Below are 11,729 nucleotides of genomic sequence, written 5' to 3' on the forward strand. Positions count from 1 at the left end.
GGGCGGGGGCGGGCGGCGGCGCCACGGCCCCGGTGGACGCGTCCACGCGGACTCCCGGCCCCGACGGCCGCCCGCCGGACGACATCCTCGTGAAGCAGCCCACCGCTGACTTCCGCGAAGTGGAGTTCTCCCCGGACGACCTCACCTGCCTGCCCGCGGTCAGCCCCGAGGACGACGCGCTGTCCGGCCAGCTGCAGGTCTCGGCGCCGCGGCAGCCGTACAGCGGCGCCGCCGTCGAGTTCGGCATGCGCTTCAAGTACGAGACGCCGTCCCGCTACTACGTGTCCGCCCAGATCCGCCCGCCGGGGCCGCACGGCAGCGCCGGGCCCGGATGGGTCAACAGCAAGCCCCGCCTGTATCCGGGGGACACCGGGCTGGACCTCACCTTCCCGGACGACTTCGAGGGGTCCTCAGGGCCCCTGTCCTCGGGCGTGTGGACCGTCGTCTGGCTGCACGTCCACCCCAACGGGGACGCCTTCTACATCGGCTGCGACGGGTTCACGGTCGCGTAGCGGCTAGCGGACGGCGATGACCGCCGAGCCGTGGCCGAACAGGCCCTGGTTCACCGCGATGCCCGCGCGGGCGTCCTCGACCTGGCGTCCCTCGGCCTGGCCGCGGAGCTGCCACGTCAGCTCGCAGACCTGCGCGATGGCCTGCGCCGGGATCGCCTCGCCGAAGCTCGCGAGGCCGCCGCTCGGGTTGACGGGGACGCGCCCCCCGAGCGCGGTGGCGCCGGACCGGAGCAGTTCCTCGGCGCCGCCCACCTCGCACAGGCCGATGTCCTCGTACCAGTCCAGTTCGAGGGCCGTGGACAGGTCGTAGACCTCGGCGAGCGACAGGTCCTCCGGCCCGATCCCCGCCTCCTCGTAGGCGGCGTGCGCGATCGCGGACCGGAACGGCCGCTCCGGCTCATCGGCCGTCATCGCCGAGTCGGTCGCGAAGTCGGGCAGGTCGAGCACCGTCTTGGGGAACGTCGGCGTCACCGTGGACAGCCCCGGGATGCGCACGGGGTCGGCGATGCCGTGCCGCCGCGCGAAGCCCATCGAGGTCAGCACCAGCGCCGCGCCGCCGTCGCTGGTGGCGCAGATGTCCAGCAGCCGCAGCGGGTCGGCGACGACGGCGGACTCGCGGACGTCCTCCAGCGTCACCTCCTTGCGGTACCGGGCGTTCGGGTTCGCCAGCCCGTGCCGCGCGTTCTTCACCTTCACCGCGGCGAAGTCGTCCAGCGTCGCGCCGTGCACGGCCATCCGGCGGCGCGCGTACAGCGCGAAGTAGATCGGGTTCGTGGCGCCGAGCAGCCGGAACCGCAGCCAGTCCGGGTCGTCCGGACGGTCGCCGCCGACGGGCTTGAAGAAGCCCTTCGGCGCGGCGTCGGCGCCCACGACCAGCGCGACATCGCACAGGCCCGCGAGGATCCGCGCGCGTGCGTTGTCGATGGCCTGCGCCCCGGAGGCGCAGGCGGCGTACGAGCTGGACACCCGCGCGCCCGACCAGCCGAGCGCCTGCGCGAACGTCGCCCCGGCGATGAACCCCGGGTACCCGTTGCGGATGGTGTCCGCGCCCGCCACGTACTGAACGTCCGTCCACGCGAGCCCGGCATCGGCCAGCGCCGCCCGCGCGGCCGCCAGCCCGTACTCGACGAAGTTCCGCCCCCACTTGCCCCACGGGTGCATTCCCGCACCCAGCACAGCGATCTCTGTGCTCATTTGGCTCGCTCCGCTCGCCGCGCGCGGCCGCTTCGCACGGCCGCTTCCCTCGTCACGTGCTCGCTCCTTCGTCGCTGCGCGCGCTCCTCAGTCCAGCGGCCGTGCGGCCGCGCGCTGCTCTGTCGGCCGACGCTGCTCACTGGACGGGCCTCCACATCCAGACGGTGTACTCGGCTTCGTCGTCCTCGTAGAGGGTGCCTTCGGTCAGCTCGACCTCCATGCCGACGGCGAGGTCGTCGACGGTGTGGCCGGGGGCGACCTGGCCGAGGACGACCATGCGCTCGGCCTCCAGCTCGACCGCCGCGACGGTGTAGGGCACGAACGGGTCGGGCGAGACGTACGGGGGCGGCGGCTTGTAGCGGGAGTCGGCGTAGGACCAGACGCGGCCGCGGGAGGAGAGCGCGTAGGGCTCGAGCTCGGAGCCGTCCTTCGGGCCCGTGCAGCGGGGGTTGCGGCAGGCGAGCTCGTTGCGCGGGAAGTACGGCGTTCCGCAGGACGCGCAGCGGGTGCCCAGCAGCCGTACGCCGCCGTCCTCGGTGGTGAACCACCCTTCGGCGGCCGGACGACGTTCCTTGGTCGTGGTCACGCGGCTCCTCCCTCATCCGGTACCGGCGCAGCGTAACAAGCAAACGATCGTTAGAAAGGGCCCTGTCCGGTGAGCGGGACGGGCGGCCCGCCCCCAGGTAACTGACTCGTCAGTCACTTGTTGTACAGTGAGCCGAGTCGGATTCTGCTCGGCTGCCCACAGGGTGCGAGAAGGTAGGGAGAGTGCGGATGCGGACGGGACTCGAAGGGAAGACGGCCCTGGTCACCGGGGCCTCCCGCGGGATCGGGAAGGCGATCGCCACCGCCTTCGCCGCCGAGGGCGCCAACGTGGTGATCTCCTCGCGCAAGCAGGAGGCGCTGGACGAGGTCGCCAAGGAGATCACTGCCGCGCACCCGGCCGCGCGAGTGCTCGCCAAGGCCGCGCACGTGGGCCGCGCCGAGGAGGCCGCCGCCTGCGTGGACGCCGCCGTCGCCGAGTTCGGCGGCCTGGACATCCTGGTCAACAACGCCGGGACCAACCCCTACTACGGCCCGATGGCCGACATCGAGCCGGCCGCCGCCGCCAAGACCGTCGAGGTCAACCAGTTCGCGGTCGTCCAGTGGACCCAGCTCGCGCTGAAGGCGTCGCTGGCCGAGCGCGGCGGCGCCGTCGTCAACATCGCGTCCGTCGGCGGGATGATCACCGAGCACGGCATCGGGTACTACAACGCCACCAAGGCCGCCGTGATCCACCTGACCCGCCAGTTCGCGATGGAGCTGGCGCCGAAGGTCCGGGTCAACTGCATCGCGCCGGGCCTGGTGAAGACGCACCTCGCGCGGGCCCTGTGGGAGCCCCACGAGGCGGAGATCAGCAAGCACACGCCGCTCGGCCGCCTCGGCGAGACCGAGGACATCGCGAACGCGGCGGTGTTCCTGGCCGGCGACACGTCGTCCTGGATGACCGGGCAGACCATGGTCGTGGACGGCGGCGCCACCATCCGCGCCTCGCTCGCCTGAGGAGACGAGAATGTCACGCTGGGGACTGACGATTCCGATGACCGGGCTCCCGCTCGGCGAGCTGCGCGAGATCGTCGCGGAGCTCCCGGGGCTCGGCTACACCGACGCCTGGTCCGCCGAGACCAACGGCACCGACGCGTTCACCCCGCTCGCGCTCGCCTCGCAGTGGGCGCCCGAGCTGCGCCTCGGCCCGGCGATCGTGCCGGTCTACACGCGCGGCCCGGCGCTGCTGGCGCAGCAGGCCGCGACGCTCGCCGGGCTCGCGCCCGGGCGGTTCGTGCTGGGCATCGGCACCTCGTCCGACACGATCGTGCAGCGCTGGAACGGCATCCCGTTCGAGGAGCCCTACAAGCGCACCCGTGACACGCTGCGCTTCCTCCGCAAGGCCCTCGCCGGCGAGAAGGTCAAGGAGGAGTACGAGACCTTCGCCGTCAACGGCTTCAAGCTGGACAACGCGCCCGCGACGCCGCCGCCGATCGTGCTGGCGGCGCTGCGTCCCGGCATGCTGCGGCTCGCCGCCCGCGAGGCCGACGGCGCGATCACCAACTGGCTCGCGCCGAAGGACGTCCGGACGGTGCGCGGCGTGGTCGGCGACGAGACCGAGCTGGTCGCGCGGCTGTTCGTCTGCCCGACCGGCGACGCCGAGGAGGCCCGCGCCATCGGCCGCTGGATGATCGCCGCGTACATGACGGTCCCCGTCTACCGGGCGTTCCACGAGTGGCTCGGACGCGGCGAGGCGCTGCGCCCGATGAACGAGGCGTGGGCCGCCGGCGACCGCAAGAAGGCGCTGGAGGTCATCCCCGACGAGGTCGTCGACGACCTGATCGTGCACGGCACGCCCGATCAGTGCCGCGCCCGCGTCCGCGAGTACGTGGACAGCGGCCTCACCACGCCCATCCTCGCCGTGGTCCCGGGCGGCGGTCTCTCCCCGCAGGAGGCGGTGCGGGCGCTCGCTCCGAGTGCCGGCTGACGCCCGGCCCGGCACCGGCCGGCGTCCGGCGGGTGCTCGCCGAGCGAGATCGCGCGGTCACGTCCCGATGTTTACGGCCGTCCGGATCGGGGAGGGTGGGGCAGATCCGAAGCGAGAGAGACAGAGACGTGAGGAGCTGATCGTGCTCACGCTGACCAGCGGTGCCGTCCAGGTCATCCGTACCGTGACCGCCAACCCGGAGCTTCCGCCGGAGACGGGTATCCGCATCGAGTCCGGGCTCGACGGCTCGGACGCCCTCCGGCTCTCGGTGGCCCCGGCCCCCGAAGCGGGCGACCAGGTCGTCGAGGAGGAGGGCGCGAAGGTGTACCTGGAGCCGAGCGTCGCGGAGATGCTGGACGACAAGACCCTGGACGCCCAGGTCGACCCTCAGGGCGACGTGGCGTTCACCATCGCGGAGGGGTCCGGAGGGATCCCCACCTAGACCTGTGCAGTGCCCGCGGAGCCGTCGTGCCGACCCCGGTCGGTGCGGCGGCTCCGCGGCATTCGCGGACATCAGCCCATAGCGCCCACCACTGCCACCACCGCGAACACGAACGCGGCGGTAGTGAGGATCATGAAGGCGGCGATGACCGCGCAGGCAAGCCCGCGCGGCTGCTCACGCCAGTTCGCAATGCGGTCGCGCACCAGCCGGTCCAGTTCTTCCCGGGACGGCCGTCCCGCGTCCGGGGGGTCGGGCGAAGGCGGGGTCGTCACGGTCGCCCAGTCTTTCAGAATCATCCGGCCTTTCAGAATCATGCGGGGAACGAGGGGTGGGGGCCGAGGGCCCAGTACTCGTAGAGGCCGTAACCCGTCGTGACCCCCGTCGGCTGCGCTCCGTCCAGGTACTCGTACCGCCCGACCGCGTCGACGAGGCCCCACATGCGGGCGGCGTCGTCGGGCTTCCGCGTGTCGTAGGCAACGCCCTGGACCTTGATGTCCGGGCCCTGGTACATGCCGTGCTTCCAGTCGGGCTCCAGCCCGTACCCGGTGCCGACCATCAGGTGGACGGGCAGGATCGGCGTCGCGCGGACCTCGAACGCCGCCGCGCCGGGCGGCGCGAACCGGAGCGTGGCGCTGACGACGTCGCGGGTGCCCTCGGCGTAGACCGGGAGGTATTCGGGACGGCCCAGGTACTCGGTCTCGCGGTCCGGCCAGACCCGCGTGGCCTCCTCCAGGACCCGGCGCCCCTTCTCGTCCTCCTGGACGATGCAGAGGATCGAGTGGTCCTCGAACTGCATCGGCGTGTACAGCCAGTAGAACGTGCCCGCGTTGTTGATCTGGATCCCGGGCGGCTCTGGCTCGCCCACCGGGCGGATGCCCCAGGAGCGGTCCCGGGAGCCCCACCAGTGGTCGGGCGTGGCCTCGACGGTCTCGCCGTCGATGGTGATGGTGCCGGTCCAGCGGCCGGTCTGCGCGAGCCGCCGCGAGTCGAACATGACCCGTTCCTGCCAGCGCAGGTAGTGCGGGGGCTCCAGCGTGGCGGGGATCGCCCCCTCCCAGGTCATGTCGAACGCCAGGCCGTGCTCGTTCTCGTCCAGGACGACCCTGAGCCGCTTCAGCCCCTCGATCACCTCCACGCGGAACGGCCCGACCGTGGTGTCCATGCGGTCGGCGCCCAGCTCGCGCGAGGCCCGGACGACCTTGTGCACCGGCCCGTGCCGCACGACCGCGAACGCGTCCATGACCCCGAGGTTCGGGTACTGCCCGATCCCGATGATCAGCATCAGCTCGTCGGAGCAGGGGTGGGCGTTGAAGTAGTACCGGTCGTAGAAGTTGCGGTCGGACGTCGTGACGTGCCGCATCACCTCGGGCGCCTGGTGGATCGGGTAGTCGTCGAGCGGTGAGAGCGTCACGTGGTCTCTCCAAGGATGCGCGCGAGCAGCTGCGAGCAGTTGTTGTTGTAGGGGAAGTCGGAGGTTTCGTCGATCCAGCCGAAGTCGATCATCGCCTGCCCGATCCGGGCCATGACCACCGAGAACTTGAAGCCGGACAGGATCTCGTAGTAGGCCATGTGCCGCATCGGGCGCCCGAGCAGCTCCTCGTAGCGGGCGACCGTCTCGGCGTAGGACGGGAAGCCGTCCAGCCTGGGCGCGCCCACGCCCTCGCAGTGGTGGCGGTCGAGGAACATGAACCAGGCGAGGTCCTCCTCGGGCGCGCCGAGCGTCGCGGTCTCCCAGTCGAGGACGGCCGCCGGGACGCCCTCCTGGAAGATCACGTTGCCGATCCGGGCGTCGCCCCACAGCACGGCGGGCTCGTCGCATTCGTCGGGGCGGTTGGCCTTCAACCAGTCGAGGGCCTTGAGCGCCGTCTCCTGCGGCCCCTTGTAGGCCCAGTGCAGGAAGTGCTCGTAGTAGTTGAGCCGCTGGTCGAGGCCGGGCGCGCCCCACTCCGGCTGGTCGAGGAAGCCGAGGCCCAGCTCCCGCGCGTCGAGCCTGTGCAGGTCCGCGAGGATCTCCAGCGTGGACCACCACATCGCGGCGCGCTCTTCCGGCGGGGCCTCGGTCACCCAGCCGTCCATGTGGTACGGCGGCATGTCGGTCGGGACGCGGCCGTCGATCCGTCCCATCACGAAGAACGCGGCGCCCAGCACGTCCGCGGACGGCTCGTACCAGCGGATCGGCGGCACGGGGATGGCGGTGCGCTCGTCCAGGACCCGCATCAGCCGGTACTGCTCCTCGAACCGCGGCTCGGGGAACACCTGGTACTTCACCGGCGCGACCCGCGCGACGAACCGCTCGCTGTGCGGGACGCCGTCATCGCCGGTCCATTCGGCGTCGAACATCAGGGTCTCGTTGGAGAAGCCGCTGGTCTGCGGGGTCTCCACGCGGGGGATGCGGGCTCCGGGAAGCCGCCGCTCCAGCCAGTCCGCCAGGCTGCGCCTGGTGACCTCGGAGTCGCGTTGGTCGGGAACGGGCATCGCCGCCTCCTTGCGCCGGTCACGGCCCCGGAATTAGAACGTGTTCTATCAACGGGAGCGGGGGTGGTCAATGGCCCGGGTGGCCGGCCGTGGAAAAATCGCCGGATGCGCCTCACCAAGCTCGGACACGCCTGCGTACAGATCAGCAAGGACGACCGCAGCATCGTCATCGATCCCGGCGCGTTCAGCGAGGCGGCCGCCGCCCTCGCCACCGCCGACGCCGTCCTGATCACCCACGAGCACTTCGACCACTTCGACGCCGACGCCCTGCGCGCCGCCATGGCCGAGCGGCCCGCGCTGAAGGTGTGGACGTCCCGCGTCGTCGCCGAGAACCTCGCCGACCTCGGCGGCCGCGTCCACCAGGTCGGCCACGGCGACGCCGTCACCGTCGCGGGCTTCGACGTGCACGTCTACGGCGAGGACCACGAGATCCTCCACCCGGACGTCCCGCCCATCCCGAACACCGGGTTCCTCATCGACGGCGAGGTCTTCCACCCCGGAGACGCGCTGACCGTGCCGTCGGAGCCCGTCCCGACCCTGTGCCTGCCCGGCAACGCGCCCTGGATGAAGATCCCGGAGCTGTACTCCTACACGCGCGAGGTCCGGCCCGAGCGGGCGTTCGTCATCCACGACGGCCTGCTGAACGACATCGGCCTCCAGGTGATGAAGACGCACGTCGGCAAGGCCGGGGAGGAGCTCGGCAAGGAGTTCACCCGTCTGGAGCCCGGGACCTCCGTCGACCTGGCGCGCCCGTGACCAGCGACCTCCCGGCCCCCCCGCCCGTCCAGGCGGTGTTCTTCGACATCGGCGAGACGCTGATCAACGAGGGGGAGATCTACGGGCGGTGGGCCGACTGGCTCGGCGTCCCGCGCCACACGTTCCTCGCCAAGCTCGGCGCGGTGCTCGCCACGGGCGGCACCCACATGGACCTGCTCGAATACTTCCGGCCCGGGTTCGACCTCGCGGCGGAGCAGCGCAGGCGCGCCGAGGCGGGCGTCCCCAACGGGTTCGGGCCCGCCGACCTGTACCCGGACGCGCGCGCCTGCCTGTCCGGCCTGCGCGACCAGGGCCTCTACGTCGGGATCGCCGGCAACCAGCCGGTCGAGGCCGCCGAGCAGATGGCGGCGCTCGGCCTGGACGCGGACGTCGTCGGCATCTCGGACGTGTGGGGGATCCAGAAACCGGCGCGGGAGTTCTTCGAGCGCTGCGCCCAGCTCGCCGACGTGCTGCCCGACCGCGTCCTCTACGTGGGCGACCGAATCGACAACGACGTCCGGCCGGCGCTCGCGTTCGGGATGCGGACGGCGTTCCTGCGGCGCGGTCCCTGGGGCCACATCCAGGAGGACGACGAAGCGCTGGGCAACTGCCTGTTCGTCCTGGACGACCTCGCCGGCCTCCCCGAACTCGTCGCCGAGCACAACGCCGCCTGACCCGCGCGGCCGAGTATCGGCCGGAACCGAGGTCCCCTTAGGGGTGATCCCCTAATCCCGGAGGATGGCGCGGGAACAGTCCCCGCGGTTGATGTGGCGACCCTGTCCGGTTCGTAGCGTGGAGAACGTGGAAGCGAAAATCCGCGGCCACGTTCGTCGCACGGCTGAATGGGGAGAGAAGAAGCCATGAACGGTCTAGTTCGCCCGCGCAACAACCGGATGATCGCCGGCGTCTGCGCCGGCCTCGGCCGCCGGTTCGGCATGTCGGCCGGGACCGTCCGGCTGCTGTTCGTCCTGTCCTGCCTCCTGCCCGGCCCGCAGTTCGTCGTCTACCTCGTGCTCTGGGTGATGATGCCGAACGAGGACCGGCACATGGCGGGCAGCCGCTGAGCCGCCTCCGGCACCGCAAGATCATTGATAGCGCTTGGCCGGGCCCGCCCGGGGGTGTTAGATCGTGGCACCACCATCGGACCTCGCACCGGCCGGGCACCGGGGCTCCGCCGCCCGGGACGGCCGGGGTGAGAGATCCGTTCCCCCGTGGGAAGGGAAGGAGCCGCGGTGCCTGAGGAGGGCCCGGGTCACGGCCGGTTTCCGGGCACGACCCCCCGCGTCCCCCGCGCCCCCCGGGACCAGCCCGGGGCCGTGGACGCGCGCGAGTCCGAGCACGCGGCGCGGCTGCTGAGGTTCCTGCGCGACCTGGCGCGGGGCCGCCGCCGCCCGTCCCGCGACCTGTCCGGGCACGACCGGGTCCACTGGCTGGCGGAGCTGCCCGGCGACGTCTACGTGGAGACGGACGCGGGGCCCGGCGACGTCCTGTTCAGCGTGCCGGTCATCCCGCTGACCCCGCCGGTCGTGCTCGACGAGTTCGACGGCTGGCTCGCCCTCCGCAACTGGTACCGGATCCTCCGCGGCCTCGCGGGGGAGGACGTCGTGCTCGCCACGGGCCTGCTCGCCTGGCGGCCCGCCGTCCACGACCACCTGCTGAACACGCCCGTGCGGATCGTCGTGGACGACCGCACCGACCGGATCGACGTGGTCCTCGCCGGGCGCACGAGGCTGCGGGACCGGGACCTGCTGTCCGGCCACCCCGGCTACCGGCCCGCCCCCGGCCCGCCGGACGCGGTGCGCGCCGGGCGGGGCTTCGGGCTGAACACCTCGGTGGGGGACGTCCTGCGCGAATGGTGCTCCGCCGCGCTCACCGCCCCCGCCGACTACAGCGACGACTGGGACCCGGACGCGGCGGCTCCGTCGCCCGTCCCGCGGCTGCGCCTCGCGCCCGCGCTGGTCGTCCGCCCGCCGGGCCGCCGCGCCGCCGCCGACTACCACGCCGCCCTCCTCGACCGGGTGCCCGGCGGCGTTCCGGAGGGGATCGCGCGGCTCGTGTCGCCGTCCAGGAGACCGCACGTCATGCACGTGCCCGAGCGCGAGGCGGGCACCGTCCCCGACCTGCTCGCCGGGCTCCTCACCCGCGGCCACCGCGTGCTCGTCGCCACCAGCGGCGCCACCGCGTCGGGCGCCCTGCACGCGGCGCTGCCGCCCGGCCTCGCGGACCTCACGGTCGCCGACCCCGCCGTGGCCGGCCGCGCGGCGGAGGCGATCCTCGCGCGCAGCGCCCCGCCGGACCTGGACGCGCTGGCCGAACGGGAGGAGGCCGCCGCCGCGCAGGTCACCGAGATCCGCGAGCGCCTCGGCGGCGCCGACGAGCCCGCCGACCCGCGCGAACGGCTCCGCGCCGAGGCGCCCGGCCTGGCGTGGATGCCGGTCCGCGCCGGGATGCCGCCGGACCCGCCGATCTCCCGGTCGGAGGCCGCGGAACTCGTCGTCCTCCTCGCGGAGGAGACCGCCGCGCGCAAGGCCCGTACCGAGCAGCGCGACGTCGATCCCGGCGCGCTGCCCAGCGCCGCCTACGTCCGCACCCTGGTCGAGGCGGAGGCCGCGGCGGCCGAACGCGCCGAACGGTCGAAGACCGACCTGTCCCGCCGCCTGCGCGAGACCGACGTCACCTTCCTCGCCCGCCTCGACGGCCACGCCTCCACCGTCGCCGCCGCGCTCCGCGACCTCGGCCTCGACGGCGACCCGGGCGGTTGGAACCCCGCCGACCTCGCCGCCCAGGCGTTCGGCGACGCCCTCGCGGACCGCCGCCCCCTCATCTGGGCGCGCGTCCACGAGATGACCGCCCGCGCCCAGTGGGCGGAGGGCGCCCTGACCGAGCTCAACGGCCACGAGATCGACCTCCCCGAGGGCGCGGACCTGCGCGGGCTCGCCGCGTCCGCCCTCGACCTGCGCGCCCACCTCGGCGGCGGCGGCACCCTCAAACGGGGACCGCTGCGCTCGTCCGCGCAACGCCAGGCCGAGCCCCTCCTCACCACCGTGAAGGTCGACGGCGCCGCGCCCACCACTCCCGAACTGCTCGACCTCGTCCACACCGCACTCATGGTGCGGATCACCTGCCGCGAGCTGCAGTACGTGTGGGAGGCCGCCGGCATCTCCTTCCCGGCCGACCTCCCGCCCGCCGAACGCGTCGCCCGCTTCGTCCGCGCCCACGCCCGCCTCGCCCGCATCCGGGACGCGATGACGGCCGTGCAGGAGACCCGCGACCTCCTCGGCCGCTCCGGCCTCAACATCCCCCTTGGCCACCCCCACCAGTGGCACAGCTACGTCACCGCCCTCCGCAACGCCCTGGAGGGCCTGGGCGTCAGCCGCGCCGCCGCCGACCTCGACGCCCTCCGCGACTCCATCGGCCCCGTGGACGACGACGATCCCCCCGAACTCCAGGCGGCCCTGGACGCCATCGACGCCCGCGACGCCGCCGCCTACGGCCGCGCCCTGGGCGCCCTGGCCGAGGCCCGCCACGAACGCTCCCGCCAGATCCGCTGCACGGAACTCCTCGACCGCGTCCGCTCCGTCCACCCCGACCTCGCCAACCTCATGATCGCCACCGACGGCGACGAGGCATGGCAGGAGCGCACACCGCGCTGGGACGAAGCCTGGACGGCGGCCCACCACGCCACCCGGCAGACCGTCCCCGCCAAGGAACGCCTGCAAGCCGCCCTCACCGAGGCCGAGGAACGCCTCCGCGTCATCCGCGCCGACCTCACCGCCGCCCGCGCCTGGAAGGCCGCCCTCGACACCGTCCCCGACTCACCCGCCGCCCCGTCCGACGT

The 11,729-nt window shown here is 73.0% G+C and carries 13 protein-coding genes; 8 read left to right on the plus strand and 5 right to left on the minus strand.

All coding sequences use genetic code 11. The features are described 5' to 3' along the window. Positions 1-512 (plus strand): hypothetical protein (locus tag E1266_RS38310; RefSeq protein ID WP_165966257.1); only part of this gene is annotated, 512 nt, incomplete at its 5' end. Between the two features lie 3 nt (positions 513-515). Here E1266_RS38310 and E1266_RS29660 read toward each other — a convergent pair. Further along, positions 516-1,706 carry a lipid-transfer protein gene (locus E1266_RS29660; RefSeq protein WP_132052629.1) on the minus strand — a complete coding sequence of 397 codons (1,191 nt, stop codon included), beginning with the start codon at positions 1,704-1,706 and terminating at the stop codon, positions 516-518. Positions 1,707-1,842: 136 nt separating this feature from the next. Then, entirely contained in the window at positions 1,843-2,292 is a 450-nt protein-coding gene (locus E1266_RS29665; RefSeq protein WP_132052631.1) for an OB-fold domain-containing protein, read from the minus strand. 188 nt (positions 2,293-2,480) lie between these two features. On the opposite strand from E1266_RS29665, the gene E1266_RS29670 reads away from it, so the two are divergent. The 3 genes from E1266_RS29670 to E1266_RS29680 all read left to right on the plus strand — a co-directional run bounded on the left by E1266_RS29670 (position 2,481) and on the right by E1266_RS29680 (position 4,660). After that, the gene (locus E1266_RS29670) at positions 2,481-3,248 is read left to right on the plus strand and encodes an SDR family oxidoreductase (RefSeq protein WP_132052633.1); all 768 of its coding nucleotides are present in this window, start codon (positions 2,481-2,483) and stop codon (positions 3,246-3,248) included. A gap of 10 nt (positions 3,249-3,258) precedes the next feature. After that, positions 3,259-4,218 (plus strand): LLM class F420-dependent oxidoreductase, encoded by a 960-nt coding sequence (locus tag E1266_RS29675; protein ID WP_132052635.1) that lies wholly within the window; start codon positions 3,259-3,261, stop codon positions 4,216-4,218. A 142-nt stretch (positions 4,219-4,360) separates the two neighbouring features. After that, positions 4,361-4,660: a Fe-S cluster assembly protein HesB gene (locus E1266_RS29680; protein WP_131955792.1), complete on the plus strand. Its 300-nt coding sequence runs from the start codon at positions 4,361-4,363 to the stop codon at positions 4,658-4,660. A 71-nt stretch (positions 4,661-4,731) separates the two neighbouring features. Here the strand turns inward: E1266_RS29680 and E1266_RS29685 are convergent, their stop codons facing one another. The 3 genes from E1266_RS29685 to E1266_RS29695 are packed head-to-tail and all read right to left on the minus strand — an operon-like array spanning position 4,732 to position 7,135. After that, on the minus strand, positions 4,732-4,974 hold the full coding sequence (locus E1266_RS29685; protein ID WP_132052637.1) for a hypothetical protein: 243 nt from the start codon (positions 4,972-4,974) through the stop codon (positions 4,732-4,734). Then, on the minus strand, positions 4,971-6,071 hold the full coding sequence (locus tag E1266_RS29690; protein WP_207945991.1) for a hypothetical protein: 1,101 nt from the start codon (positions 6,069-6,071) through the stop codon (positions 4,971-4,973). The genes E1266_RS29685 and E1266_RS29690 overlap by 4 nt, the downstream gene beginning before the upstream one ends. Next, on the minus strand, positions 6,068-7,135 hold the full coding sequence (locus tag E1266_RS29695; RefSeq protein WP_132052639.1) for a phosphotransferase family protein: 1,068 nt from the start codon (positions 7,133-7,135) through the stop codon (positions 6,068-6,070). Before E1266_RS29695 ends, E1266_RS29690 begins: the two co-directional genes overlap by 4 nt. A 105-nt stretch (positions 7,136-7,240) precedes the next feature. On the opposite strand from E1266_RS29695, the gene E1266_RS29700 reads away from it, so the two are divergent. The 4 genes from E1266_RS29700 to E1266_RS38315 all read left to right on the plus strand — a co-directional run. After that, complete coding sequence (locus E1266_RS29700) at positions 7,241-7,891, plus strand: MBL fold metallo-hydrolase (RefSeq protein ID WP_132052641.1); 651 nt, start codon at positions 7,241-7,243, stop codon at positions 7,889-7,891. After that, positions 7,888-8,565 (plus strand): HAD family hydrolase, encoded by a 678-nt coding sequence (locus tag E1266_RS29705; protein WP_132052643.1) that lies wholly within the window; start codon positions 7,888-7,890, stop codon positions 8,563-8,565. Before E1266_RS29700 ends, E1266_RS29705 begins: the two co-directional genes overlap by 4 nt. Positions 8,566-8,751: 186 nt before the next feature. Beyond that, a complete protein-coding gene (locus tag E1266_RS29710) occupies positions 8,752-8,955 on the plus strand; it encodes a PspC domain-containing protein (protein WP_132052645.1) in 204 nt (67 codons plus the stop codon). Between the two features lie 252 nt (positions 8,956-9,207). Further along, positions 9,208-11,729 (plus strand): hypothetical protein (locus tag E1266_RS38315; protein ID WP_165966258.1); only part of this gene is annotated, 2,522 nt, incomplete at its 3' end.

Source organism: Actinomadura sp. 7K534, assembly GCF_004348575.1.
Lineage (GTDB): Bacteria > Actinomycetota > Actinomycetes > Streptosporangiales > Streptosporangiaceae > Spirillospora > Spirillospora livida.